The sequence below is a fragment of the Glycomyces amatae genome, assembly GCF_020991375.1.
Taxonomy (GTDB): Bacteria; Actinomycetota; Actinomycetes; order Mycobacteriales; family Micromonosporaceae; genus Glycomyces; species Glycomyces amatae.
Window position 1 is genome coordinate 118,303 of the sequence record NZ_JAJLQZ010000009.1, and the last position, 25,741, is coordinate 144,043.

26 protein-coding genes are annotated in these 25,741 nt (G+C 74.7%); 16 read left to right on the forward strand and 10 right to left on the reverse strand.

The genetic code is table 11. From position 1 onward, the window contains the following. Positions 1–15: 15 nt before the first annotated feature. Both LO763_RS15675 and LO763_RS15680 read left to right on the forward strand, forming a co-directional pair. Positions 16–540 (forward strand): mycothiol transferase, encoded by a 525-nt coding sequence (locus tag LO763_RS15675; RefSeq protein ID WP_230785979.1) that lies wholly within the window; start codon positions 16–18, stop codon positions 538–540. Further along, positions 530–2,089: a phytoene desaturase family protein gene (locus tag LO763_RS15680; protein ID WP_230785981.1), complete on the forward strand. Its 1,560-nt coding sequence runs from the start codon at positions 530–532 to the stop codon at positions 2,087–2,089. The genes LO763_RS15675 and LO763_RS15680 overlap by 11 nt, the downstream gene beginning before the upstream one ends. A gap of 54 nt (positions 2,090–2,143) precedes the next feature. Here LO763_RS15680 and LO763_RS15685 read toward each other — a convergent pair whose 3' ends face one another. After that, entirely contained in the window at positions 2,144–3,664 is a 1,521-nt protein-coding gene (locus LO763_RS15685; RefSeq protein ID WP_230785982.1) for an alpha/beta fold hydrolase, read from the reverse strand. Positions 3,665–3,883: 219 nt separating this feature from the next. On the opposite strand from LO763_RS15685, the gene LO763_RS15690 reads away from it, so the two are divergent. The 6 genes from LO763_RS15690 (at position 3,884) to LO763_RS15720 (ending at position 10,487) form a co-directional block, all read left to right on the forward strand. Further along, a complete protein-coding gene (locus LO763_RS15690; protein WP_230785984.1) occupies positions 3,884–5,581 on the forward strand; it encodes a DUF2264 domain-containing protein in 1,698 nt (565 codons plus the stop codon). A gap of 191 nt (positions 5,582–5,772) precedes the next feature. Continuing rightward, entirely contained in the window at positions 5,773–6,336 is a 564-nt protein-coding gene (locus LO763_RS15695) for a dihydrofolate reductase family protein (protein WP_230785986.1), read from the forward strand. Positions 6,337–6,471: 135 nt separating this feature from the next. Beyond that, positions 6,472–6,828 (forward strand): hypothetical protein, encoded by a 357-nt coding sequence (locus tag LO763_RS15700; protein ID WP_230785987.1) that lies wholly within the window; start codon positions 6,472–6,474, stop codon positions 6,826–6,828. Between the two features lie 175 nt (positions 6,829–7,003). After that, positions 7,004–7,231 carry a heavy-metal-associated domain-containing protein gene (locus LO763_RS15705; protein ID WP_230785989.1) on the forward strand — a complete coding sequence of 76 codons (228 nt, stop codon included), beginning with the start codon at positions 7,004–7,006 and terminating at the stop codon, positions 7,229–7,231. Then, positions 7,228–8,202 carry a DUF8832 domain-containing protein gene (locus LO763_RS15710; RefSeq protein ID WP_230785991.1) on the forward strand — a complete coding sequence of 325 codons (975 nt, stop codon included), beginning with the start codon at positions 7,228–7,230 and terminating at the stop codon, positions 8,200–8,202. Before LO763_RS15705 ends, LO763_RS15710 begins: the two co-directional genes overlap by 4 nt. 29 nt (positions 8,203–8,231) lie before the next feature. After that, a complete protein-coding gene (locus LO763_RS15720; RefSeq protein WP_255672554.1) occupies positions 8,232–10,487 on the forward strand; it encodes a heavy metal translocating P-type ATPase in 2,256 nt (751 codons plus the stop codon). 145 nt (positions 10,488–10,632) lie between these two features. Here the strand turns inward: LO763_RS15720 and LO763_RS15725 are convergent, their stop codons facing one another. The 6 genes from LO763_RS15725 to LO763_RS15750 all read right to left on the reverse strand — a co-directional run bounded on the left by LO763_RS15725 (position 10,633) and on the right by LO763_RS15750 (position 16,545). Next, positions 10,633–11,565, reverse strand: coding sequence for a PfkB family carbohydrate kinase (locus LO763_RS15725; protein WP_230785993.1), 933 nt, complete (start codon positions 11,563–11,565; stop codon positions 10,633–10,635). After that, on the reverse strand, positions 11,562–12,965 hold the full coding sequence (locus tag LO763_RS15730; protein WP_230785995.1) for a purine-cytosine permease family protein: 1,404 nt from the start codon (positions 12,963–12,965) through the stop codon (positions 11,562–11,564). The genes LO763_RS15725 and LO763_RS15730 overlap by 4 nt, the downstream gene beginning before the upstream one ends. Before the next feature lie 50 nt (positions 12,966–13,015). Continuing rightward, a complete protein-coding gene (locus LO763_RS15735) occupies positions 13,016–14,014 on the reverse strand; it encodes an ADP-ribosylglycohydrolase family protein (RefSeq protein ID WP_230785997.1) in 999 nt (332 codons plus the stop codon). Next, a complete protein-coding gene (locus LO763_RS15740; RefSeq protein ID WP_230785999.1) occupies positions 14,011–14,745 on the reverse strand; it encodes a GntR family transcriptional regulator in 735 nt (244 codons plus the stop codon). The genes LO763_RS15735 and LO763_RS15740 overlap by 4 nt, the downstream gene beginning before the upstream one ends. A gap of 330 nt (positions 14,746–15,075) precedes the next feature. After that, positions 15,076–15,996: an ROK family protein gene (locus tag LO763_RS15745; RefSeq protein ID WP_230786001.1), complete on the reverse strand. Its 921-nt coding sequence runs from the start codon at positions 15,994–15,996 to the stop codon at positions 15,076–15,078. 54 nt (positions 15,997–16,050) lie between these two features. Beyond that, a complete protein-coding gene (locus tag LO763_RS15750) occupies positions 16,051–16,545 on the reverse strand; it encodes a hypothetical protein (protein WP_230786003.1) in 495 nt (164 codons plus the stop codon). A gap of 143 nt (positions 16,546–16,688) precedes the next feature. Here LO763_RS15750 and LO763_RS15755 point away from each other — a divergent pair, with 143 nt between their 5' ends. Both LO763_RS15755 and LO763_RS15760 read left to right on the forward strand, forming a co-directional pair. Continuing rightward, entirely contained in the window at positions 16,689–17,273 is a 585-nt protein-coding gene (locus tag LO763_RS15755; protein ID WP_230786004.1) for a cysteine hydrolase family protein, read from the forward strand. Between the two features lie 19 nt (positions 17,274–17,292). After that, a complete protein-coding gene (locus LO763_RS15760; protein WP_230786006.1) occupies positions 17,293–18,225 on the forward strand; it encodes a GlxA family transcriptional regulator in 933 nt (310 codons plus the stop codon). A 208-nt stretch (positions 18,226–18,433) separates the two neighbouring features. Here LO763_RS15760 and LO763_RS15765 read toward each other — a convergent pair whose 3' ends face one another. Together LO763_RS15765 and LO763_RS15770 are read right to left on the reverse strand one after the other, a co-directional pair. Further along, positions 18,434–19,360, reverse strand: a complete 927-nt coding sequence (locus LO763_RS15765; RefSeq protein WP_230786008.1) for a DUF1838 family protein — start codon at positions 19,358–19,360, stop codon at positions 18,434–18,436. 52 nt (positions 19,361–19,412) lie between these two features. Next, the gene (locus LO763_RS15770) at positions 19,413–20,642 is read right to left on the reverse strand and encodes an MFS transporter (protein WP_230786010.1); all 1,230 of its coding nucleotides are present in this window, start codon (positions 20,640–20,642) and stop codon (positions 19,413–19,415) included. Positions 20,643–20,848: 206 nt separating this feature from the next. Here LO763_RS15770 and LO763_RS15775 point away from each other — a divergent pair, with 206 nt between their 5' ends. The 5 genes from LO763_RS15775 (at position 20,849) to LO763_RS15790 (ending at position 24,022) form a co-directional block, all read left to right on the forward strand. After that, on the forward strand, positions 20,849–22,450 hold the full coding sequence (locus tag LO763_RS15775) for a phytoene desaturase family protein (RefSeq protein ID WP_230786012.1): 1,602 nt from the start codon (positions 20,849–20,851) through the stop codon (positions 22,448–22,450). Positions 22,451–22,545: 95 nt separating this feature from the next. Next, complete coding sequence (locus LO763_RS15780) at positions 22,546–23,031, forward strand: SRPBCC family protein (RefSeq protein ID WP_230786014.1); 486 nt, start codon at positions 22,546–22,548, stop codon at positions 23,029–23,031. After that, complete coding sequence (locus tag LO763_RS29020) at positions 23,028–23,162, forward strand: hypothetical protein (RefSeq protein WP_255672559.1); 135 nt, start codon at positions 23,028–23,030, stop codon at positions 23,160–23,162. The genes LO763_RS15780 and LO763_RS29020 overlap by 4 nt, the downstream gene beginning before the upstream one ends. A 99-nt stretch (positions 23,163–23,261) precedes the next feature. Then, a complete protein-coding gene (locus LO763_RS15785; protein WP_230786016.1) occupies positions 23,262–23,714 on the forward strand; it encodes a DUF4383 domain-containing protein in 453 nt (150 codons plus the stop codon). Positions 23,715–23,758: 44 nt separating this feature from the next. Then, on the forward strand, positions 23,759–24,022 hold the full coding sequence (locus LO763_RS15790; protein WP_230786018.1) for a GlsB/YeaQ/YmgE family stress response membrane protein: 264 nt from the start codon (positions 23,759–23,761) through the stop codon (positions 24,020–24,022). A 70-nt stretch (positions 24,023–24,092) separates the two neighbouring features. Here LO763_RS15790 and LO763_RS15795 read toward each other — a convergent pair whose 3' ends face one another. After that, entirely contained in the window at positions 24,093–24,821 is a 729-nt protein-coding gene (locus LO763_RS15795; RefSeq protein ID WP_230786020.1) for a methyltransferase domain-containing protein, read from the reverse strand. Between the two features lie 26 nt (positions 24,822–24,847). Here LO763_RS15795 and LO763_RS15800 point away from each other — a divergent pair, with 26 nt between their 5' ends. Next, entirely contained in the window at positions 24,848–25,696 is an 849-nt protein-coding gene (locus LO763_RS15800; protein ID WP_230786022.1) for a UbiA family prenyltransferase, read from the forward strand. The last annotated feature ends 45 nt before the right edge of the window (positions 25,697–25,741 follow it).

Below are 25,741 nucleotides of genomic sequence, written 5' to 3' on the forward strand. Positions count from 1 at the left end.
GAAAGGGTGTGCTCCATGGAGATCGGCGAAGTCTTCACGGACGGTTTCGGACGCGTGCGGGAGGAGGTCCACGCCGTGCTGGACGGCATCTCCCAGGAGGACCTGGACGCGCGGCCCGCGCCCGGGGCGAACCCGGTCGGCTGGCTCGTGTGGCACATCGCGCGGGTCCAGGACGACCACGTCGCGGGCGCCGCCGGGCGCGCGCAGACCTGGACCGCGGACGGGTGGCACGAGCGGTTCGGGCTGCCCCTCGCGCCCGAGGACATCGGCTACGGCCACACCGACGAGCAGGTGGCGCAGGTCAGCGGGGTCAGCGCCGCCGAACTGCGCGCCTACTACGACGCGGTCCACGCCGCCACCGTCGACTACGTCGCCGGCCTCGCCGCCGCCGACCTCGACCGGATCGTGGACGAGAACTGGAACCCGCCGGTGACGCTCGGCGTGCGGCTCGTGAGCGTCGTCAACGACAACCAGCAGCACACCGGCCAGGCCGCGTACGCGCGCGGCCTCCTCGCCGCGGACTGGCGCCATGCGGCGTGAACGCTACGACGCCGTGATTGTCGGCGGCGGGCACAACGGCCTGGTCGCCGCAGCGTACCTCGCCCGCGCGGGCAGGAGCGTCCTCGTCCTGGAGCGCCTGGGCCGCACCGGCGGCGCGGCGGTCTCCGCCCCGGCGTTCCCCGGCGTGGACGCGCGGCTGTCGCGCTACTCCTACCTGGTCAGCCTGCTCCCGCGCAAGATCCTCGACGACCTCGGCCTGCGCTTCGCGGTGCGCAAGCGGCCCGTCTCCTCCTACACCCCGACGCGCCGCGGCGGCAGGGACACCGGGCTGCTCGTCCACCGCGACCCCGACCGGACCCGCGAGTCCTTCTGGCGCCTCACCGGCTCCGACGCCGAGTTCGAGGCCTGGCGGGCGTTCTACGGCGCGGCCGCGCACGCGGCCGAGCGCGTCTTCCCCACCCTCACCGAACCCCTGCCCGAAGAGGACGAACTGCGCCGCCGCGTCGGCGACGACCGGATCTGGGACATGTTCTTCACGACGCCCCTCGGCGAGACCGTCGAGCGGACCTTCGCCGACGACCTCGTGCGCGGCGTCGTGCTCACCGACGGACTCATCGGCACCTTCAGTCCGGCCGGGGCCGAGGACCTGCGGCAGAACCGCTGCTTCCTCTACCACGTGATCGGCGGCGGCACCGGCGACTGGGACGTCCCGGTCGGCGGGATGGGCGCCTTCACCGACGCCCTCGCCGACGCCGCCCGGGCGGCCGGCGCGGAGATCCTGACCGGCCACGAGGTCTCGGGCATCGACGCCGACGGGACCCGCGCCGAGGTGGCCTACGCGAACGAGGACGGCACCGGCACCGTCGAGGCCCGCCACGTCCTGGTCAACGCCTCCCCGGAGGCCCTCGCCGCCCTCCTCGGCGAACCGGGCCCCGAACCGGCGGAGGGCGCGCAGCTGAAGGTCAACATGCTCCTCGAACGCCTGCCGCGACTGCGGGACCGGGAGGTCGACCCGCGCGAGGCCTTCGCCGGGACCTTCCACGTCTCCGAGACGTTCGAGCAGCTCGAGGCCGCCTACGCCGAAGCGGCCGCCGGGCGCCTCCCCGCGGCCCCGCCCTCGGAGGTCTACTGCCACTCGCTGTCCGACCCGTCCGTCCTGGGCGAGGACCTGGTGCGCCGGGGGTACCAGACGCTGACCCTGTTCGGCCTCCACGCGCCCGCGCGGCTCTTCCGCGGCGGCGCGGCCGCGAACCGCGAGGCCCGGGCCCGCCTGCTCGACGCCACGATCGCGCAGCTCGACGCCCACCTCGAGGAGCCCCTGGCCGACTGCCTCGCCGAGGACGCGAACGGCGACCCGTGCATCGAGGCCAAGACCCCCGTCGACCTCGAGCACGACCTGCGGCTCCCGGGCGGCAACATCTTCCACCGGGACCTCTCGTGGCCCTTCCGGACCGGCGGGGCCCAGGGGCGGTGGGGCGTGGAGACCGCGCGCGCGAACGTCCTGCTGTGCGGCGCGGGCGCCGTGCGCGGCGGCGGCGTCAGCGGCATCCCCGGCCACAACGCGGCCATGGCCGTCCTCGGGCGATAAGGGCCGCAAGCGAAACGGCGGCCGGGCACCCGCCCGGCCGCCGTCATCGCCGTCCTAGAACCCGCCGACCGGGGCCCGGCGGTCGTCCATCGTGGTCACCGCGCCCGGGAAGTCCAGGTTCGGGCAGCTCAGGCCCTCCTGCGGCACGGTCCGGTCGATGAAGTAGGCCGCCACCGGCGCGTTCACGCACTCCGAGGCGCCGCCGTAGATCGTGTGCCCGTAGCCCTCGTAGGTGATCAGGTGGCCCTCGGCCTGCTCCGAGGAGGCCAGGCTCCACTCGTACACCGTGGCGTAGTCGTGCTCGTTGCCGATGAACACCAGCGGCGGCGCGCTGCGGTGGACGTCCAGCTCGTCGGCCTCGTTGGTCTGCTCGATTCCCGAGCCGACGCACTGCACCACGTAGTCGTTGTACGGCGACCACTCCACGTTCGGGAACTCCGCGGCGAGCTTGTCCTGGAGCGCGGCCAGCTCCGCGTAGTCCTCGAGCGCGAAGTTGAAGTCCTGGCACCAGGCCGGGTAGGAGAGGTTCTCGAGTTCGGCCTCCTCCTGGTAGGACCGCGCGCCCGCGAGCGCCTCGCCCTCGCCCATCGCCTTGAAGTCGGCGGCCAGCTGCGGCCAGTCCTGCGGGAAGTTGACGTTGAAGGTGTACGCGGCGTTCAGCGTCGGGAAGTCCAGCGGCTCGCCGAGGTAGGGGTCCAGGAGCTCCCCGGCCCGCGCGGCCGCCTTGAGGTCCGCGTAGGCGGCCTCGACGTCCTCGCCGTGGAGCGCGCACTCCGGCGCGGACTCGCACCAGTCGGCGAAGGCGGTGAAGTTCTCCTCGACCGGCGCGGTCTCGGTGCTGGCGAACTCCCACGGCGAGTCCAGGCTGTGGTCCATGTTGCCGTCCAGGACCATCGTGCGGATGTGGCGCGGGTACGCCTCGGCGTACTGCTGGCCCATGATGGTGCCGTAGGAGTAGCCGAGGTAGTTGAGCCTCCCCTCGCCCAGGGCGCGGCGGATGCGCTCCATGTCCTCGACGGTCTCCAGGTTCGAGACGTGGTCGAACAGCTTCCCGGTGCGCTCGCGGCAGTCCGCGGTGAGCGCGGCGTTGGCGTCCTCCAGGGCCTCGAAGGAGTCCTGGTCGGTCGGGAGGCCGATCGACCAGACGTCGACGAAGGCGTCCTCGCCGCAGAGGACCTGCGTGCTGGTGTTGACGCCGCGGGGGTCGAAGCCGACGATGTCGAAGCGCTCGGCGACCTCCTCGGTGAGGGGGTTGGTGCTCATGACGTAGCCGACGCCCGAGCCGCCGGGGCCGCCGGGGTCCATGAGGATCGTGCCGATCTTCTCGTCGGGGTTCGTGGCCTGGCGGCGGGCGAGGCCGATCTCGATCTGCTCGCCGCGGGGGCGGTCGTAGTCGAGCGGGACCTCGATGGTGGCGCACTCGACCACCTGTCCCGGTCCGAGGTCGGGGCAGGGCTGCCAGTCGATGCCGCCGTGGCGGGGGCCGCCCGCGGCGGCCGCGGGGGCGGCCGCCAGGAGGGTGGCGGCGAGGAGTGCCGCGGCCGAGGCGGCGATGGTGCGGGTGGTTGGTCGCACGGGTGTCCTTCCGGCTGAAGGGGACCCGGGCCGCCACGCGGCAGCCCGGGTGTTCGTTTCCACCCGAGATTCTATGGAATATGACGATCATTCAGGGTTCTGCGCAATGTCTTTTTTGTGCAAAAATGCCACTGCGGTCCCAGCGGCCCCACGCGTCGCGCGCGGCAAGCGGACGGCAAGTCTTGCCGCCCCGCCACGGCCTTGATAGCGTATTCCAACATGACTTCCCCGCTGCGCGCCTTCGGGCCACTGGTGCAGGACCGCGACGGCTGGGAGGCCGCCGCCGTCGCACTCGCCCGCCCCGCCGTCGACCTCGCCGTCCGAGGGCCGGACGAGATGCCGGTGACCATGTCGAACCACTCCCACGCCGAGAACTGGTTCGAACTGCTCACCCGCCCCCTGTGGGGCCTCGCGGGCGTCGCCGGGACCGCCGCCGACGACCTCTGGCCCGGCCTCGCCCGGACCCTCGCCCGCGCCCTCGACCCCGCGGACCCCTGGTACGTCGGCGAGGTCGCCCACGCCAGCCAGCGCTGCGTCGAGGCCGCCGCCGTCGGCCAGGCGCTCGCCACCGTCCCCGAGCGGCTGTGGGACCCCCTGGCGCCCAAGGACAGGGACAACGTCGCCGCCTGGCTCTCCCAGGCCTACGCCACCGGCGTGGTCGACAACAACTGGCACTACTTCCCGGTCTTCGCCGGGCACGGCCTCGACCGCGTCGGCGTCGCGAAGGACCCGTCCGTCGCCGCCGCGCACCTGGACCGGATAGGGGAGTTCCTCCTCGGCGACGGCGCCTTCGCCGACGGCCCGACCGGCCGCGTGGACTACTACAACCCCTTCGCGTTCCATACTTACGCCCTGCTGCACTTCAAGCTCTCGGGTGACGACCGGTACGTCGAGCACGCCGCCGCGTTCGCGCGGCGGTTCGGGTCCTGGTTCGGCGCCGACGGCGCGGGGGTTCCCTACGGCCGCAGCCTCGGCTACCGCTTCGCGCAGTCGTCGCTGTGGGGCGCTCTGGCGGCCGCCGACGTGGAGGCGGTGCCGTGGGGCGAGGCCGCGGGGCACGCCCGCCGCCACCTCGCCTGGTGGTGGGACCGGCCCATCCTCGACCCGGCAGGGCGCCTCACCGTCGGCTACGGCTACCCCAACGACGGCGTCGTGGAGCAGTACCTCACGGCCGGCTCCCCCTGGTGGGCCGCCAAGGCCTTCCTCGGCCTCCTCGCCCCCGCTGCACATCCCTTCTGGACCGCCGAGGCCGCTGAGCCCGGCCCGGCCGTCGAACCGCACCCCGCCGCCCGGGCGGTCCACGTCCGCGACGAGCAGGGGCACGTGACCCGCCTGAACGCGCAGGCCCGGCACCCGAAGATGCGCGGCGGCCGCGACGCCTACGCGAAGTTCGCGTACTCCTCCCTCGCCGGGTTCTCGCGCGCGGTGGACGGGCTCGGCCTGGAGTGCTTCGCGCCCGACGGCGGCCTGGCGCTCTCCGAGGACGGCCTCCACTGGAGGGGCCGCGAGGACCCCGCGCACGGCGAGGTCGCCCCGGACGGCACCGTCACCGTGACCTGGCGCCCCTGGGACGACGTCACGGTCACGACCACGCTCTCGGGCACGACCGACGGCCGCCACGTCCGCGTCCACGAGATCGCGACCGCCCGGACCCTCCACACCGGCGAGGGCGGCTGGTGCGTCCCGCAACCCGGCGCCGCCACCGAGGCGGACGGGGGCCGGGCGGCCGCCGTCGCCCAGGGGCTCCGCAGCGAGATCGCCGACGAGGACGGCGCCCGCACCGCCGAGGTGATCGCCCCGATGCCCGGCACGCACCTGTACTGGCCGATGACGGTCCTCCCGGTCCTCACCGGCGTGCTCGAACCGGGCCGCCACCGGCTGCGATCAGTGATATACATCGGCAACGAGGTGTCTTAAGCGGGTGCGCCCGCCGCGGCCGGGCATCGGTCCGGAGCGCCGAATCGAGAAACCCGGGCGGCGCCGATGATTCGGCGCCGCCCGGCGCGTCTCCACTGGTATGCGGCCTCGTCCGCGGTCCCGCGGGCCGCGCCGGCCGCACCGCCGCGGCGCGCCCCGAGCCGGCCCGCCGCACGACGAAGGGAACGCAGATGGCAGCGACGCTCAGCGCCGAACTGTTCGTGTCCGCCGACGGCTGGGCCCGGGGGGAGCGCTCGCCCGGGTACTTCGGCTACTTCGGCCCCGACCTGGAGCGCTGGCTCGAGGAGGGCTCGGCCCGTCCCCGGCGCGTGCTGATGGGGCGCCGCACGTACGAGGCCCTGGACGCGCTGCCGCCCGAGCACCGCGACGAGGGCTACGAGCGGATGGCCCGGACGCCGACCACCGTGTTCTCCACGACGCTCGCCGCCGTCGACTGGCCGGGGGCCTCCCTCGAGTCCGGCGACCTGATCGAGTCCGTCCGCGCCCTCAAGGAGCGGAGCGACGTGCCCCTGTGCACCGTCGGCAGCCTGTCGGTGGTGCGGCAGCTGCTGGACGCGGGCCTGGTGGACCGGCTCCGGCTCATGGTCTTCCCGCTCCTGGTCGGCCCCGGCGGCCGGGAGGCCATGCTCGAGGGGGTCGGGGAGGCCGACCTCGAGCTGGTCGGCCACCGCGTGCTCGACGGGCGCCTCCTCCTGGTCGAGTACGCCCCGACCGGCCGCCCCGTCCCGCACTAGCCCCGCGGTTCTCCAAGGGGCGGCGGGGCTTCGGGCGCGGCGCGGGGCTGTGGGCCATCGCATGGGCGATTGCCAGGGAACTGCCGGAATGCGTTGGTACCGTGGCCGGACATCTCGCGAAGGAGTAGAACACCCATGGCACGACGTACCATCGCCGCGCTCGCTCTCGCCCTCGGTGCCGCGCTGACCCTCGGCGCCTGCGGTGAGGAGGACCTTCCCATCGACGCGCCTTCGGTGCCGGACTTCCAGGAGTCCCTGGAGGAGCTCGCGCCGGACCTGCCGACCGACCTCGGGTCCGAGCTCCAGGAGCTCGCCCCCGACCTCTCCGCCGACGAGGTGCTCGACCACTCCAGGGACCTGTGCCAGTCGGCGGCCGACGGCGCCGACGAGGAGCAGCTCGCCCGCGACGCCGCCGAGCTGTTCGGCGTCGAGGAGGCCGACGGCCCCTCGCTCGTCGAGACGATCAAGCCGTACTGCGACGTCATCGGCTGACCTCCGACCTGCGGCGACGGGCCGGGCGACCACTGGTCGCCCGGCCCGTCGCCGTGTGACGCGTCACCGGAGCGCGGTTCCGGCGCCCTCGCGGTTGACATTGATACCCCCTAGGGGTATAAATCTGGGGTATGGAGATACCCTCAGGGGGTATCATGGAGATGAAGGAGCCGTCATGAGCACCGCCGCCGAGCACACCGCCGAGTACGCGGTCACGGGCATGAGCTGCGGCCACTGCGAGGCCGCGATCCGCGAAGAGGTCGGCGCGATCGCGCCCGTCAAGCGCATCGAGGTCAGCGCCGCCACCGGCCGGCTCGCCGTCACCGCCGACGCCCCGGTCGACGACGCCGCCGTGCTGGCCGCGGTCGAGGAGGCCGGCTACGAGGCGGTGCGGACCCGATGAACACCCCGGCCCGACTCGGCCTCTACGCCGCCGGACTCGCCGCGCTCTTCGCGGGCGCCTACCTCGTTGCCGGCGCCGTCGTCCCCGCCTCCACCGTCGAGGCCCGGCAGGACGAGGCCGCCCCCGAACACGACATGGACATGGAGACCGGCATGGAGGACCACGGCGGCCACGAGGCCGAACCCGTCCGCGGACTCGCGATCGAGCAGGACGGCTACCTCCTGAGCGAGATCAGCGCGCCCGCGACCGCCGGGACCGAAGGCGTGCTCGCCTTCGGCGTCACCGCCCCCGACGGCACGGTCCTGGACCGGTACGCCGAGTCCCACGAGAAGGACCTCCACCTCGTCGTCGTCCGCGCCGACGGCACCGGTTTCCGGCACGTCCACCCCGAGTTCGACGGCGAGACCTGGTCGCTGCCCTGGTCCTGGGAACAGCCGGGCACCTACCGCGTCTTCGCCGACTTCGTCCCCGGGGACGCGGAGGAGACGCTCGACGTGACCCTCTCCCGCACCGTCGAAGTCGCCGGGGACTACGCCCCCCGCGCGGAGCCGCCGGTCACCCGCACCGCGAGCGTCGACGGCTTCGACGTGACCCTCACCGGGGACCTCGCGGCGGGCGCCGCCGCCGAACTCACCGTCGAGGTCGCCCGTGACGGCGAACCCGTCACCGCCCTGGAGCCCTACCTCGGCGCCTGGGGCCACCTCGTCGCCCTCCGCGAAGGCGACCTCGGCTACCTGCACGTCCACCCCGAAGGCGACGACCCCGAGCCCGGCGCCACCGCCGGGCCCGCGATCACCTTCGCGACCACGGCGCCCACCGAGGGCCGGTACCTGCTCTACCTCGACTTCCAAGTCGACGGGCGGGTCCACACCGCGCCGTTCGTCCTCGACACCGGCGGCGCCGAACCGGCGGCGACCGAGTCCGCGACCCCGCACGGCCACGACGGCACCGAGTCCCCGCACGGCGACTGAACGACACGAGCAGAAGGAGAGGAAGCACCATGGCATCGGCCCCCGCCGGCGCGAACCGCATCGAACTCGAGATCGGCGGCATGACCTGCGCCTCCTGCGCCATGCGCATCGAGAAGAAGCTCAACAGGCTCGAGGGCGTCACCGCCAGCGTCAACTACGCCACCGAGAAGGCCCAGGTCGAGGCCCCCGCCGGCACCGACCCGGCCGAGCTCATCGCCGTCGTGGAGAAGACCGGCTACACCGCCGCCCTCCCCGCGCCGCCCGAACCCGAAGCGGCCGAAGCGGACCGGCCCGACCCCGAGCTGACCGGGCTGCGCCACCGCCTCGTTGCGGCCGTCGTCCTGTCCGTGCCGGTCATCGCCATGTCGATGGTCCCGGCCCTCCAGTTCGACTACTGGCAGTGGGCGTCCCTGGCGCTGGCCTGGCCCGTCATCGCGTGGTCGGCCTGGCCGTTCCACAAGGCCGCGTGGACCAACCTGCGCCACGGCGCGGCCACGATGGACACCCTGGTGTCGGTCGGCGTGCTCGCGGCGTTCGCGTGGTCGCTGTACGCGCTGTTCTTCGGCACCGCCGGGACGCCCGGCATGACCCACCCGTTCGCGCTCACCGTCGAGCCCTCCGACGGCGCCGGGAACCTCTACCTCGAGGTCGCCGCGGGCGTGACCATGTTCGTCCTCGCCGGACGCTACTTCGAGAAGCGCTCGAAGCGGCGGGCCGGCGCGGCCCTGCGGGCCCTGCTCGAGATGGGCGCCAAGGACGTCGCCGTCCTCCGCGGCGGCGCCGAGACCCGCGTGCCCATCGGCGACCTCGCGACGGGGGACGAGTTCGTCGTCCGCCCGGGGGAGAAGATCGCCGCCGACGGCGTGATCGTCTCCGGCACCTCCGCGGTCGACGCCTCGATGCTCACCGGCGAGTCGGTGCCCGTCGAGGTCGGCGAGGGCGACCCGGTCACCGGGGCGACGGTGAACGCGGGCGGCCGACTGGTCGTGCGCGCCACCGCGGTCGGGTCCGACACGCAGCTGGCGCAGATGGCGCGCCTGGTCGAGCGGGCGCAGTCCGGGAAGGCCGAGGTCCAGCGCCTGGCCGACCGCGTCTCGGGGATCTTCGTGCCCGTCGTGATCGCGATCGCGGTCGCCACCCTCGGGGCCTGGCTCGGCGCCGGGTTCGGCGCCACGGCCGCCTTCACCGCGGCCGTCGCGGTCCTCATCATCGCCTGCCCGTGCGCCCTCGGGCTCGCCACGCCGACCGCGCTGCTGGTCGGCACCGGCCGCGGCGCGCAGATGGGCGTCCTCATCAAGGGCCCCGAGGTCCTGGAGTCCACCCGCCGGGTCGACACGATCGTGCTCGACAAGACCGGCACCGTCACCACCGGCAGGATGGCCCTCACCGGCGCCGTCGCCGCCGACGGGGTCGACCGCGGCGAGCTCCTGCGGCTCGCCGGGGCCCTCGAGCACGCCTCGGAGCACCCGGTGGCGCAGGCGGTCGCCGCGGGCGCGGCCGATGAGGCCGGCCCGCTCCCCGCGGTCGAGGACTTCCAGAACGTCGAGGGCAAGGGCGTCCAGGGCGTCGTCGAGGGCCGCTACGTGGTCGTGGGCCGCGAGAGCCTCCTCGCCGACTGGAAGCTGGAACTGGGACCCGAACTGGCCGAGGCGAAGGCGGCCGCCGAGGCCGAGGGGAGGACCGCCGTCGCGGCCGCCTGGGACGGCGAGGCCCGCGGGGTCCTGGTCGTGGCCGACGCGGTCAAGCCGACCAGCGCCGAGGCCGTCGCGCAGTTCAAGGCCCTCGGCCTGACCCCGGTGCTGCTCACCGGCGACAACCGGACCGTGGCCGCGCGGATCGCCGCCGAGGTCGGCATCGACGAGGTGATCGCCGAGGTCCTGCCCGAGGACAAGGTCGCGGCGGTCGCCCGGCTCCAGGCCGAGGGCAAGGTGGTCGCGATGGTCGGCGACGGCGTCAACGACGCGGCCGCGCTCGCCACCGCCGACCTGGGGCTGGCGATGGGCACCGGCACCGACGCGGCGATCGAGGCCGCCGACCTGACGCTGGTGCGCGGCGACCTGCGCGGCGCGGCCGACGCGATCCGGCTCTCGCGCCGGACCCTCGGCACCATCAAGGGGAACCTGTTCTGGGCCTTCGCCTACAACGTCGCCGCGATCCCGCTGGCGGCCCTGGGCCTGCTCAACCCGATGCTCGCCGGCGCGGCCATGGCCTTCTCCAGCGTCTTCGTGGTCGGCAACTCCCTGCGCCTGCGCACCTTCAAGAGCCGCGCGACCGAGCCGGCCTGAGCCGGTGGCGTCCCGCTCCCGACTGGGAGGCGGGACGCCGCCGCGCCCGTTCGCGAACCCGCGTCTACGACCGCGCGAGGAACCGCTGGAGCGCCGCGGCGACGAGGTCGGGCCGGATGCCGACCCGCTGGTTCGGCGACAGGGCCTAGGAGCCCTCCAGGAGCCGGTCGGTCTCGTCGCGTTCGGGCGCCGTCGCCGGGCCCCTCCTGGTCACCGCGATCGCCGCCGCGGCGTTGGCGCGCCGCACCGCCGCGTCCAGGCCCTCGCCGCGCGTCAGCGCCGCCGCGAACACGCCCACGTGCGCGTCGCCCGCGCCCGTGGTGTCGACCGCCGTCACCGCGAAGCCCGGCACGAGCCGCACCCCCTGCCCGTCGGCGACCCAGGCGCCGTGCCCGCCGTCGCGGACGACGGCGACCCCGCCGGGACGCAGCCGCCCCCGCAGCGCCTCCGCCCGCTCGCCCAGGTACGCCTTCGCGAGGCCGGGGGTCAGCAGCCGCGCCTCCCTCGCGTTGGCGCTGAGCACGTCCGTGCGCGCCAGCACCGCCTCCAGGACCGGCGCGGGCAGCTCGCCCGCCAGCGGCGAGGGGTCCAGTACCACCGCGGCCGCCTCCGGCAGGCCCGGCAGCCACCGCGCCAGCGCCGCCCCGTTGACCGGGTAGGCGAGCCCGTAGCCCGAGACCACCACGACGTCCGCCGGGTCGACCCGCACCCGCACCAGGTCCTCGAACCCGAGCCGGCCCTCGGCGCCCACGTGCGTGATGAACGTGCGCTCGGCGCTCGCGTCGACCAGGGCCACGCTGTAGCCGCTGTCGACGTCGACCAGGCCCGGCTGCGCGACGTCGAAGCCGCCCTCGGCCAGCGCCCCGCGCACGATCGAACCGAAGAACCCGGTCCCGTACTGGCCCGCGTAGCAGACCGACGCGCCGTCGCGCACCGCCGCGGCCATGACGTTGTAACCGCCGCCCGCGGTGATCTCGGAGGCCGAGGCGACGGTGTCGCCGCCCGGCTCGGGGACCGCGTCGATCACCAGCCCGATGTCGACGATCACGTTCCCGGTGTAGACGATGCGTCCGCTCATGCGACGGTCTCCTTCCGGCCCGTCCGGGCCCCGCCCAGGACGGAGTACAGCACGGCGGCGGCGATGAAGGTCGCGATCCACGCCGTCCCGTCCTGCCCGAGGCCGCGCATGGCGTAGCCCAGGACGATCGCGGCCAGCCAGCTGCCGGTCGCCCGCCACTCGACGCCCCCGCGGTACCAGTAGCCGCTGGTGCGCCGCACGTCCATGAGCGCCGCCGGGTCGTACGTCCGCCGCTTGGCCATGTCCACCAGGAACACCCCGAGCCACGCCGTGATCGGGATCGCCAGCAGCGAGATGAACGCGATGAACGGCCCGTAGAAGTCGCCCGCGATGAGCATGAAGTAGATCGCGCCCGCGAAGGTCACCACCACGTCCAGCGTCACCGCGTAGACGCGCTTGACCCGGACGCCCAGCGTCAGCGTGGTCAGGCCCGCCGAGTACACCGACAGGTGGTTGGACAGGAGCAGCCCGCCGAACGCGGCGATCAGGTAGGGGACCGCCATCCCGGCCGGGAGCATCGCGCGGATCGCCGCGACCGGGTCGGGCGCCTCCGCGAGCTCGGGGCTGCCCGCGGTCAGGAGCGAGCCGAGCGCGATGAGCAGCAGTAGCGGGACGCCCGCGCCGGCCGCACTGGAGGCGACCAGGTGCGCGGCCTTCGCCGAGGTCTTCTGGTAGCGGGCCATGTCGGCGCCCGCGTTGGCCCAGCCGATGCCGGTGCCCGCCGCGATGGTGCCGACGCCCAGCAGCACCGCGCTCCAGGAGCCCGCCGGGGTCGCGGTCACCGCGTCCCAGTCGACGGTCGCGATCAGGAACGCGGCCACCACCAGGTTGAGCGCGCCGAAGATCCAGGTGGCCCACCGCTGGATGACGAGGATCGCGGCGTGGCCGAGCCCGGAGACCAGCAGCGTGCACACGACGAACACGCCGATCGCCACCAGCGTCAGCACCGGCGAGTCCTTCGCCGCGATCTCCTCGCCCGCGGCGATCGAGAACAGCGAGAGCAGCACGAACGCGGCCGTGGTGGTGTTCACCGTCTCCCAGCCGAGCCGCGACAGCAGCGAGACCACCGTGGGACCCGCGTTGCCGCGCACGCCGAAGACCGCGCGCGAGAGCGTCATGCTCGGGGCCCCGCCGCGGCGGCCGGCGACCGAGACGACGCCGACGAGCGCGAAGGACCCGAACGCGCCGAGGAAGGCGACGAGGACCGCCTGCCAGATGTTGAGGCCCAGGGCGACCAGGGTCGCGCCCAGCGGCAGCCCCAGGACGGAGATGTTGGCGGCGAACCAGACCCAGAACAGCTGGAACGGGTTGCCGTTGCGCTCGTCCGCGGGCACCGGTTCGATGCCGCGCTGCTCGACCGCGGTGAGGGTGCCGCCGGGGACGGCATCAGTGGTGGTCATGGTCCGACTCCAGTCTTCTTTGAGTGGAAAGGCAAGGGGGACGAAAGGTTTCAGGTTCGCTTCGCCCGTATGGCGAGCAGTCCGGCGCACAGCGGCTCCAGGTCGAGGCCGTTGCGCTCCTGGACCTCCGCGACCGCGCCCGCGGGCCAGGCGGCGGTCCCGTGCACCGCGCCGAGCACGGCGCCGGCCATCGCGGCGACGGTGTCGGTGTCGCCGCCCAGGCCCGCGGCGGTCCGGACGGTCGCCCACGGGTCGGTGCTCACCGCGGCGAGCGCGAGCGCGGCCACGACCGACTCCTGGGCCGCGACCGAGGTCCCGACCAGGTCGGTCACGAGCCGGGAGTGGTCGGCCGGGTCGCTCTCGCGCAGCAGCGTGCGGGCCCAGCGGACGCGGGGCCCGATGCGCCCGCCCGCGACCCAGTGCGCGCGGCGCTCGGCCAGGTCGGCGTACTCGGCCGCCGCGGTGACGGCCTCCTCGGCCCCGGCACCGTCGATCCCGGCGCTGACGGCCGCGCCGACGGCCGCCGCCGCGGCCAGGCCGATGCTCGAGTTGTGCGTGATCCGGGCCGAGTCCTGGACGGCGTCCAGGAACGGCACCCGCGGGTGCACGGGCGCGCTGATCGCGACCGGCGCGATCCGCATCGCGGCCCCGTTGGTGCTGCCGCCCCGCCCGGTGACCTCGGGGTCCTCGCCGTCTTGGAGGCGCTGGAGCGCCGCCTTGGTCGAGGGCCCGAGCAGGTCGAGGGAGTCCTTGGCGATCATGGCCCGCTCCCACGCCAGGAGGCGGTGGGCGAACTCGTCCGCCGGCAGCGCCCCGTCGTGCTCGATGAGCAGCTCGGCGAGGAGCACGGCCTGCTCGGTGTCGTCGGTGACGCGCCCGGCGGGCATCCCGGCCGCGATCCGCTGCCGGGGCCCGGCGGGCAGGAACCCGCCGATGTCGCCGTAGTCCTCGGCGATCTCCTGGCGGGACATGGACTGGGTCGGCATCCCCAGGGCGTCGCCGAGCGCGAGCCCGGCGAACGCCCCCAGTGCCTTGTCTGCGGTGCTCATGAGCCCTCCCCGAAGCTGATGTGGACGCGGAAATGCTCGGGGTCGAGCCAGCTGACGACCTTCTCGACGAAGGCGCCCCCGGCGTCGCGCACGACGCGGGTGCTGTGCAGGAACGGCGTGCCGACCGCGCGCTGGAGGTGCGCGGCGTCCTCCAGGTCGAGCCCGGCGACGCTGACCCACTGCTCGCCCGAGGCCGGGTGCAGGCCCGCCTCGTGCAGCGTGGCGGTCAGCGAGCCCTCGACCAGGCCCTGCTCGGGCACGGCGGCGAGGGCGCCGACGGCGGGGACGCGGCTGCGCTCCAGCGAGATCGGCGTCCCGTCGGGCAGGGCGCGCACCCGGTCGAGCGCGAGGAAGCGGGAGGCGGCGGCGTCGGCGCTCACGGCGAGGTCGGGGTCGTCGACGAGTTCGGCGCGCAGCACCGTGGTCCGGAGTTCGGCGCCGCCGCGGGCGAGGGCGCGGCCCCAGCCGAGGCGCTGGTCGATCGCCCTGCCGCCGAAGCTCACGAAGGAGCCGACGCCGGTGCGGGTGTTGATCAGGGACTCCTCGGCGAGCTGGGCGAGGACCTTGCGGATGGTGCCGCGGCTGACGTCGTAGCGCTGGGCGAGGTCCTGCTCGCCGGGCAGGAGTTCGCCGTCCCGGTAGCGCCCGGCGAGGATGGCCGAGCGCAGGGACTCGGCGACGACGGTGCTCTTCTTGGGCGGCCGCGCCGCCGCCCCGCTATAAGAAGCCATATCTGTACTGTACCTGTACACAACCTGTACAACAAATGAGCACCCGGAGCTCTTCACCCCCGATCGCCGCCAAGACGACGAATACGCAGCTCAACCGCCGATTTATGACGTTAAAACCCAGCGCTTTCGCGGCGAGGGCAGGGTGCCGATCCGGCTCGCTTGAGCAGCCCGCCGGGAGCTTCGACGCGAGAGGTGCCGAGGCGCCGAACCCGCGGTTCGACGGTCGATTTATAACCTTAAAACCCAGGGCGTTCGCAGGGAACCCGGGCGGCGCGCCGGTCCGGCCCGCTACCACTGCGACAGCGCGCCCCCGCCGCCCGCCGCACCGCTTCAGCCCAGGAGGTCCGCGCGGTGGACGAGCGCCGCGGCGCCGATCAGGGGCGCGTCCCCGCCGAGCCCGGCCCGCACCACCGCGATCTCGGCCGCGTAGGCGTTCACCGCGTGCTCCTTGATCGCGGCCGCGACCAGGTCCGGGTAGTCCTCGGCCACCGCCGCGAACCCGCCGCCGATCACCGCCAGCTCCAGGTCCAGCAGGGTCGAGGCGTTCACCAGGCCCAGGCCCACCGCGCGGGCCGACCGGCCGACCGCCGCGACGGCCACCGGGTCGCCGTCGCGGTAGGAGCGGGCGAGGTCCTCGCCCGTCTCGCCCCGCCAGCCCCGCGACCGGGCCCACGCCGTGGTCCGCGGCCCGGCCGCGATCCCCTCGACCGTCGCCGCCTCGACCGGGCCCTCCACTCGCTCGACCACCAGCTGCCCCAGGTGCCCGGCGTTCCCGCCCGCCCCCGACAGCAGGCGGCCGTCGGCGATCACACCGCCGCCCACGCCGGTCGAGACCACCAGGACCAGCACGTTCCGCACCCCGCGGGCGGCCCCCAGCCACGACTCGGCCAGAGCGATGCACGTCCCGTCGAGCCGGAACGCCACCTCCTCCAGGCCGGTCAGCCCGCGTACGAACGCCGCGATCGCGAAGTCCCGCAGCGACGGCAGGTTGATCGGCGCGATCGTGCCCTTCGCCAGGTCCACCGGTCCCGCCGACCCGATCCCGGCCGCCGACACCTCGCGCCACTCCGGCGCCTCCATGCACCCGCGCACCGCCGCCGCGATCGCCGCCTCGCCGACCGCCCGGTCCGCCGCGGCGCCCGCCCCCGTGGCGGCGCGCGTCCTCGTGTGCTCGAGGACCCGGCCGTCGCCGCGGACCAGCGCCGCCTCCACTTTGGTGCCGCCGAGGTCGATAGCCAGAGCCACTGTCATGCCCGAGACTGTACCGAGTGTGCCGACGCGGCTCCGGGGCGCCGTGAGGAATGCTCAGGAATCGCCGCGGCGCAGCGGCCACGAGTCCTGCAACGAGTGCACCCCGTCCGTGTCGCCCAGCCCGATGGACAGGCGCACGCCGCGGTACTGCCACCAGGAGTACCCTGCCACGCCCGCCACCAGGCCGCCGAGCAGGAACCCCAGCATCAGCGCCACGCCCAGCGGCGAACCGATCGGGATCGGCCCGGCCGCGGCCTCGACACCGAAGCCCAGCAGGACGCTCAGCACCGCGACCGCGGCCGCGATCAGCGCCGTCAGCAACCTGGTGCGCCGCCGCGTCCGCAGCAGCCCGTCGCTGTCGACGACCAGCAGCAGCTCCTCGCCGCAGGCCGGGCACCGGAGGTCGATGATCCGCATCCCGGCCTCGGGCCGGTCGACCTCGGCCGAGAAGAGCCGGTATCGGAAGGTCTCGCGCACCGCCACCACGAGGAAGAGCGACTTCTGCTCGAACAGGTGCCGCACCACCACCTTGACCGGGCCTTCGTGCATGGCGACCTCCGTGCCTCGCTGCGCCGCCGATGCTAATGCGCCCGCGCCAGCCGGGCCCGCCCCCTCCCGGCGCGACCGGATCGTTCCGCCCCCGGCCGTGATCGTGCCTGTCGCCATGCCCTGCAAGACGACAGGATGGACCCATGCAACGCGCACTGATCGTCATCGACGTCCAGGAGTCCTTCCGGCAGCGCCCCAACTGGGCCGCCGTCTCCGACCCCGACATCACCGCCAAAGTGGACCGCCTCGTGCGCCACGCCCGCGACACCGGCGACCTCGTCGTCTGGGTCCTCCACACCGAACCGGGCACCGGCAACGCCTTCGACCCCGCCCAGGGCTTCGTCCGCTACATCGACGGCCTCGAGCCCCGGGACGGCGAGATCGAGCTGACCAAGACCTCCCACAACGCCTTCACCACCACCAACCTCCAGCAGCTGCTCACGCAGCGCGGCATCCGCGAGGTCCTCATCAGCGGCATCCGCACCGAGCAGTGCTGCGAGACCACCGCCCGCGTCGCCTCCGACCTAGGCTTCGACGTCACCTTCGTCATCGACGCGACCGCCACCCACCCCGTCGAGCACCGCGACGCCGCCCCCGGCCGCACCCTCGACGAGATCCTGGCCGACCCCCGCACCCTCGGCACCGACGCTGTCATCGCCCGCACCGAGTACGCGCTGGCGGGCCGCTTCGCGCGGATCAGTACCGTCGACGAGGTAGTAGCCGCCTGACCGGATCGGGAGGTCCCGCATGACCCGAGTCGTCTTCCTGCTGGTGCCGAACCTGCACCTGCTGGACCTGGCCGGCCCCGCCCAAGTGTTCTCGGGGGCCGCCGACCTCGGCCTGGGCTACGAGTCGCACTACGTCGCCGAACGCGAGGAGGTGCCGACCGCGCAGGGCCTCCCGGTCCGGGCCGCCACCGCCTGGCCCGACCTCGGCCCCGAGGACCTGGTGCTCGTGCCGGGCTGGCGCTCCCCGGGCTCGGCGGGCGGGCCGCGCCTGTCCGCCGACCAGGCGCGGCGCCTGGCCGAGCACCACGGCCGCGGCGGCACCGTCGGCAGCGTCTGCTCGGGCGCCTTCGCGCTCGGCCAGGCGGGGCTGCTCGACGGCCGCCGCTGCACGACCCACCACGAACTCCAGGACGAGCTGGAGCGGCGCTTCCCGGCGGCGACGGTGCTGCGCGACCGCCTGTTCACGAGCGAGGATCGGGTGGTGACCTCGGCGGGCATCGCCAGCGGCATCGACCTGGCCCTGCACCTGGTCGCGACCCGCCACGGCCCGGCCCTCGCGGCCCGGATCGCGCGCGGGATGGTCGTCTACGCCCGCCGCGGCGGCGAGGCCTCCCAGGTGAGCGTGATGCTGCGCCACCGCTCGCACCTGTCCGACGCCGTCCACCGCGTCCAGGACGTGATCGACGCCCGCTTCGCCGAACCGCTGCGCCTGGCCGGCCTCGCCGCCGGGGCCGGCGTCAGCGAGCGCACCCTGACGCGCCTGTTCAACGCCGCCACCGGCATGACGCCCCTGCGCTACCAGTCCCTGCTGCGGCTGGAGCGCGCCGAGCACCTGATCGCGCAGGGCGGCACGGTCGAGGCCGCGGCCCGGGCGGTCGGCTTCGCCGACGCCAGGATGCTCCGGCGCCTCCGCGCGGGCGCCGCGTCCGGGGCCGGAACGCCTCCGGCGTGACACCTTCGAGTGAAATCTCGCGGCGGCGGGCCTGTCGCGCGGATTTTCTGTCGGACCCCCGCGGAACGATCGAGCGGCGCGACAGTACTTTCCCCTCTCGTGGTGGGTGGGGGTTCGTGGACGGCCGAACCGGTACGGACGCCGACGCGGTTCGCGCCGGGCGGTTCCGATGCGGCGGTTCCGGTGCGGTCGCGCTCGGCGCGGTCGCTCAGGTCCCGTTCTCCTCGCACCACTGCGCCCAGCTGAGCGACCCCTCGCCGAGCTGGTGCCTCCAGAACGAGCTCCACGACGTCCGGCTCGGGCCCGGCTCCTCCGGAGCGGCCGCATAGGCCGGGAACTCGGCTTCCACGGCCTCCCTCAGCCACGGCTCCAGATCGCCGAAGCCCTCCAGCGTCCAGCTCCTGGCGTGGTAGACCACGCCCGCGCCGCCCGTCGCGGACTCGGCGAGCCCCGTGAACGGCGGCCACGGCCCCACCCGGCTCCAGTTGCACACCACCGGCAGCGCCCCCCGCGGCACGCCCCGGCCCCCTGCGACCGGGCCTTCTGCGACGCCGCCCCGGTCGACCGCGGCCGCATCGACGGCGAAGTCGAACAGCTCCCAAGTCGTGTAGACCCCGCCGGGCAGCCCGAACCCCTCCCCGAGCTGCGCGCCCAGGTCGGTGCGCGGCGGGATGTCGAGCGACCACACCAGGCGCCCGTGGACCTCCAGCGGCGGCGGCCCGGTGAAGTCCCGGGTGATCGGGAACGGGCCCTGGTTCACCGGGTCGTTGTTGACCGGCACCACCGGGTAGGTGCGGCCGTCGACCGGGTTGCGCCACTCGCGCAGGATCCGGGCCGGCTCAGCCGGGTCGGTGTAGAACACCAGCTCGCGCGTGAGCAGGTGCAGCCGGTTCGTCCCCGGCTCCCGGTGCAGGCGCCGGATGTTGAAGCCCTCGAACCCGAACAGCCGGGTCCCGTGGCGCAGCCGCGGCGCGAGCGCGTCGCCGGGCACGTCGGCGCAGACGGACCCGGAGATCCGGTACACCATGTCCCCGCCGTCGGGCCGGCCCAGCAGCCGCAGGTAGGTCCGCCCGAGGGGGTCCTCCACCAGCGAGTAGAGCGGGCCGGGGTCGGTCGGGTCCGGTTCGTGCGGCATGGCCCTCCTCAGTGCGGCGACACCGTGAGTGTCGCCCGGCCCGCCGCGGCTGTCAACGGCCGGTCCCGGCCTCCGCCCCGGCGGTCTTCGGCGGGCGCGCGGCGGGGGAGCACAGCAGCGCCACGCCCACCAGGACCAGCACCACGTAGAACGCGTTGCGCAGCCCCCACTGGTCGCCCAGGAGCCCGATGAGCGGCGGTCCGATGAGGAACGCGAAGTATCCGATCGTCGCCACGGCCGCGACGCTCGCCGTGGCCTTCCGCGGGTCGTCGGCCGCGGCCGACATGCCGACCGGGAACCCCAGCGAGGCCCCCACGCCCCACAGGACCGTCCCGGCGATCGCCACCGGCGCGGTCGGGCCCAGGATGACCAGCAGCAGGCCCGCGAACGCCAGGAACGCCGACCCGGCCAGCACCGGCACCCGCCCGAACCGGTCGAGCAGGTAGCCGCCGCCGACGCGCCCGGCGGTCATCGCGGTGACGAACACGGCGAAGACGGCCGCGCCGCCGGGGTTGGTCAGCCCGTAGCCGTCGACCATCGCCAGGCCCAGCCAGTCGTTCGCGGTGCCCTCGGTGAACCCCATGCCCAGGATGATCAGGCCGATGAGCAGGATGCGCGGGTCGGTCCACACGCTCAGGCGGGAGCGCCAGCCCGCGGCCGTCCCCGCGCCGGCCTCGGCCGGCTCCTCGGCCGGCTGGAGGAACCGCACCACGTACAGGTCCGCCGCGATCACGGCGAGCCCGATGGCCACCAGGTGCACCAGGACGGGCACGCCCAGCTGCTCGGTGAGCGCGCCGAAGCCCGCGCCGAGCATCGTGCCGAGGCTGAACCCGGCGTGGAACATCGGCATGAGGGTCTTGCGGACGCGCCGCTCGTTGGCCGCGCCCGACAGGTTCATGGCCACGTCCAGGACCGCGTTGCCCGCCCCCAGCACCATGAGCGCCGCGAACAGCGCCCAGAAGCTCGGCACCAGCCCCGCGATGAGGCCCGCGGCGGTCAGGCCGACCGCCGTGGTCCCCAGGAACCAGCCGATCGCCCGGGTCGCGCCCAGGTACGTGATGACGTGGCTGGAGGTCAGCAGCCCCAGGATCGCGCCCGAGGCCATCCCCAGGATCAGGACGCCCATCTCCTGGGTCGAGGCCCCGAGGATGTCGCGCACGTTCGGGATGCGGGCGGCCCAGTTGGCGAACACGAAGCCCGACAGCGCGAACACCGCGAACACCGCGTTGCGCCAGCGGGCCAGGGCGGGGTCGGTGCGCTCGCGCACGGCAGAGTCGGTCACGGCGGTCCAATCGAACGGTACGGGCGCGGGCCCGGAGCCGGGCCCCGCCTAGCTTGCACCCCCGGCGGGCGTTCGACAAACGCATTCGACGCGAACGCCGCTGCGGGCCCGCCGCCTCCGGTTTACTCGACACCGGGGCCGGGCACGCCCGCCGCCTATCCGCCGCGCCCCCGGGTACCCGGGCCGACGAAGGAGGTGCCGCACGCATGGCAGGAGTCGAGACGGCCGACGCCGTCGTCATCGGAGCGGGCCCGAACGGGCTCGTCGCCGCCAACCTCCTGGCCCAGGCGGGCTGGGAGGTCATCGTCCTCGAAGCCGCCGACGAACCCGGCGGGGCCGTGCGCACCGCCGAGCTCGCCGCCCCCGGCTTCCGCGCCGACCGGTGCAGCGCGTTCTACCCGCTCGCGGCCGTCTCGCCCGTCATCGCGGGGCTCGGCCTCGACGAGTACGGCCTGCGCTGGCGCCGCGCGCCCGAAGTCCTCGCCCACGTCCTGCCCGACGGCCGGACCGCCCTGCTCTCGCGCGACCTCGCCCGCACCGCCGCCTCGCTCGACGCCTTCGCCGAGGGCGACGGCGACGCCTGGGGCGCCGAGTACGCGCTCTGGCGGCGCCTGCGCGAACCCCTCGTCGAGGCCATGCTCCGCCCCTTCCCGCCGGTGCGCGCCGCCACCGCCCTCCTGCGCGCCCTCGGACCCGGCGACGCCCTCCGCTTCTCCCGCCTCGCCGTCATGCCCGCCCGCCGCCTCGTCGACGAGCGCTTCACCGGCGACGGCGCCCGCATCCTCCTCGCCGGGAACGCCATGCACTCAGGGCTCGGTCCCGACCAGGCCGGCAGCGCCCTCTTCGGCTGGCTCCTGTCCATGGTCGGCCAGGACGCGGGCTTCCCCGTCCCCGAAGGCGGCGCCGGGAGCCTCACCGCCGCGCTCGTCGCCCGCCTCGAAGCCCACGGCGGCCGCGTCGACTGCCGCAGGTCCGCCGCGAGGATCCTCCACGCCCGCGGCACCGCCGTCGGCGTCCGCGACGCCGAGGGCACCCCGATCCGGGCCCGCCGCGCCGTCCTCGCCGACGTCACCGCCCCGCACCTGTACCGCGACCTCATCGGCGCCGAGCACCTCCCGGCCCGCCTCCTCGCCGACCTCGACACGTTCGACTGGGACCCGGCCACGTTCAAGGTCGACTGGGCCCTCGACGCGCCCGTGCCCTGGCGGACCGAGGCGGCCGCCGCCGCCGGGACCGTCCACCTCGGCGCCGACCTCGACGGCCTCTCCATGCACAGCGCCGAGAGCGCCGTCGGCCGCGAACCGGAGGACCCGTTCCTCCTCATGGGCCAGATGACCACCGCCGACCCCACGCGCTCCCCGCACGGCACCGAGACCCTGTGGGCCTACACGCGCCTGCCCCGCGGCCTGGCGTGGACCCCCGACCTCGCGCGCAGCCGCGCCGACCGCATCGAGGCGGCGATCGAACGGCACGCCCCCGGCTTCCGCGGCCGCATCGTCGGCCGCGCCCTCAGCGGCCCGCCCGAACTCGAGGCCCTCGACCGCAACCTCGTCGAGGGCGCCATCAACGCCGGCTCCGCCGCCGTCCACCAGCAGCTGGTGTTCCGGCCCGTCCCCGGCGCCTCCCGCGCCGACACCGCCCTGGACCGCCTCTTCCTCGCGGGCGCCTCCGCCCACCCCGGCGGCGCCGTCCACGGCGCGCCCGGCGCGAACGCCGCCCGCGCCGCGATGGCCCGCAACGGCCTCGCCGGGCCCTGCTACCGCGCCGCCGCCGCCGGCGTCCGCCGGCTCCTGTACGGCCGCGACTGACCGTCCTGTTTGCAGGCCGCCCGCCTCGGGTACCTCGGCAGTGGCCGCGGAGCGCGGCCGCCGGACCGGCGCCGGTGCGCCGAAGAGGGGGAACGGTGACCGGAACGGACCCCGGGGTCGTGATCGACGCCCCGGTCCCCGCCGAAGCGGTCTTCGACGTGCTGGCCGACGGCTGGGACTACTCGTCCTGGGTCGTGGGCGCCTCCCGCATCCGCGACGCCGACCCCGACTGGCCCGCCGAGGGCTCCCGCATCCACCACAGCGTCGGCCCCTGGCCCCTCGTCATCGAGGACTTCACCCAGGTGCTCGCCGTCGACCCGCCCCGCCTGCTGGTCCTGGAGGCCCGCATCTGGCCGGTCGGCCGGACCCGCATCCGCTTCGACCTCGCCGGCGACGACCGGCGGACGACGATCCGCATGACCGAACTGGCCTCGCGCGGGCCCGCCGTGATGCTCCCCGCGCCGCTCCAGGCCAGGCTCATCGCCCCGCGCAACCGCGAGACGCTCCGCCGCCTGTGCCGACTCGCGCAGGCCCGATCGAAGACCGGCCCGGAACCGGACACGGAAGGACCCTCCGCATGAACTGGATCATCAGGAACATCGCACTCGCCGTCGCCATGGCCCTCGGCCGCCGCGCCTGGCGGGCCTACCGGCGCCACCGCGCCGCCGACAAGACCGCCGAACGCGCCGCCATCGCGTCCGCCCGCAGGTGATCCTCCTGCGCCGCAGGAGCGGCGGAAGACCGCCAGGTGTGGAACCCCCTGCGAGGGGTACACCCCTGGCGACCTCGCCGACCGGAAAGGGGAGCTGAGATGGCAGAGACGCACGCATCCGCGACAGGGGGACGCACACCGGTCCAAGCGGTGACGATGGTCGTCGCGCTGGTGTTCCTCCTGGTGGGCCTCCTCGGGTTCGTCCCGGGGGTCACCCAGAACTTCGACTCGATGAGCTTCGCCGGCCACCATTCCGAGGCGGAGCTGCTGGGCCTGTTCCAGGTCTCGATCCTGCACAACCTCGTCCACCTGCTGTTCGGCGTCGTCGGCTTCCTGGCGGCCCGCTCGGTGACCGGCTCGGTGATGTACCTGCTCTGGGGCGGGGCCATCTACCTGGTCCTGTGGCTGTACGGCCTGATCATCGACCTCGACTCCAGCGCCAACTTCGTGCCGCTCAACGACGCCGACAACTGGCTGCACCTCGTGCTCGGCGTCGGCATGATCGCCTTGGGCGCCCTGCTCGGCAGGCGCTCCCGGAGCGTCGCGCACTGACCGCCATCCGCAACCGACCACACTCACAGACAAGGAGTCCATCCATGATCGGTTTCATCGTCGCGGGCCTCATCATCGGCGCCCTCGCCCGCCTCATCAAGCCCGGCAAGCAGAACCTCGGCATCATCGCCACACTCCTCCTGGGCCTCGTCGGCTCGGTGATCGGCGGCGTGATCGCCAACCTGCTCGGCACCGGCGACATCTGGGAGCTGAACGTCCTCGGCTTCGTCGTCGCCGTCATCGCCTCGGTCCTGCTCATCGGCGTCGCCGAGGCCATCGCCTCACGAGGCCACCGCACCGCCCACTAGCGCGGCGCGGCAGCCCGACCGCCGCCCCGGAGACCGGCCCACCCGGCCGGCCGCCGGGGCGGCGGCCGTCTCACCCCCGCTTGCGCCCCCACGCCTGGAACAGCACCGCCGTCGTCGGCACCGGCACCATCCGCACCCCCGAGCGGCGCTTGACCGCCCACTTCGCGAAGTCGAGCACGGACGGCCGGACGCCCCGCAGCGTCAGCGCCACGCCCTCCCGGGCGCACGCGTCCCTGAGCACCCCCCGGTCCACCAGCCGCGCCGCGTCGTGCGTGCCGCGCGGCGCGATGTGCGGGACCCGCTCGGCCAGGTCGATCGCCACGAACCGGCACAGCGCCGTGGCCGCGAGCGTGTCGATCACCAGCAGCCCGCCGGGCCGCAGGACCCGGCACGCCTCGGCCACCGCGCCGCGCAGATCCGGCACGTGCTCCAGGATCTCCCCGGCCGCGACCACGTCGGCGCACCCGTCGGCCAGCGGCACGGCCAGCACGTCGCCGCGCACGGCGCTGACCCCGTGCGCCGCCGCCTGCCGCAGCGCGCTCGGCGACCGGTCCACCCCGACGTGCAGGTAGCCCCGCCCCGCCACGTGCGGCGCCAGCAGGCCCGCGCCGCAGCCGAGGTCGACCAGGACCGCCCCCTCGCGCGGGGCCCGGGGGATGAGCGAGGCCCGGGCGGCGGCGAGCCAGTGGAGCATCGCGAACTTCCCGCGGGGCCGCCACCACTCGTCGGCGTGCCGCTCGTAGAACTCGGGGTCGTCCGGAACCGGCCGACGGGGCGAAGACTCGTTCTGGCGGCGCATACCGCCAGGATGGCACACTGGCGGACATGAAACGGGCAGTCGAGACGACCAGGGCGCTCGTCCTCGCGTCCCATCCGCTCCCGGCGCTCGCGGTCACCCTCGTCGCGGCCGGGCTCGCCGCCACCGCGGGCCGCCCGTTGCCCGGCGTGCTCGTCCTCGCGGCCGCCGTCCTCGCCGGGCAGCTCTCCGTCGGCTGGCTCAACGACCTCGTCGACGCGCCCCGCGACGCCGCGACCGGCCGCGCCGGGAAGCCGGTGGCGGCGGGGGAGGTCCACCCCGCGATCGTCAGCACGGCCATCGCCGCGGCGGCGCCCGCCGCCGTGCTCCTCACGCTCGCCTCCGGCGTCCCCGCCGCGCTCGCCCACCTCGCCGCCCTCGCCTCTGCGTGGGCCTACGACCTCGGCGTCAAGGCCACCGCGTACTCCGTGGTCCCCTTCGCGGTCTCCTTCGGGCTGCTCCCGGCGATCGTCTCGCTCGGCGGGCCCGGCGCCCCCTGGCCGCCGCTCTGGCTCACGGCCGCCGCGGCCGCGCTCGGCAGCGCCGCCCACTTCGTCAACGTCCTGCCCGACCTCGACGACGACGCCGCCACCGGCATCCGCGGCCTCCCGCACCGCATGGGCCCGGGGCCGACCGTGCTCGCCGCCGCGGCCCTGGTCCTGACCGCCTCGGCGCTCCTGGCGTTCGCCCCGCCCGGGCCGCCCTCGGCCCTCGGCCTCGCCGCCGTGCCCTTCGCCGCGGCCGTGCTCGCCGCCGGACTGCTCCTGGGCCGCCGGCCCGGCTCCCGGGCCGCGTTCCGCGCCGTGCTGCTCGTTGCCCTTGTCGACGTCGTGCTCCTCCTCCATACTGGGGTCGCCGCCGGCCCGGGGCTCTCCTAGACCGGCGGGATCGGTGCCCCGGTCCGGTTTCAAAGCGGACCCCCA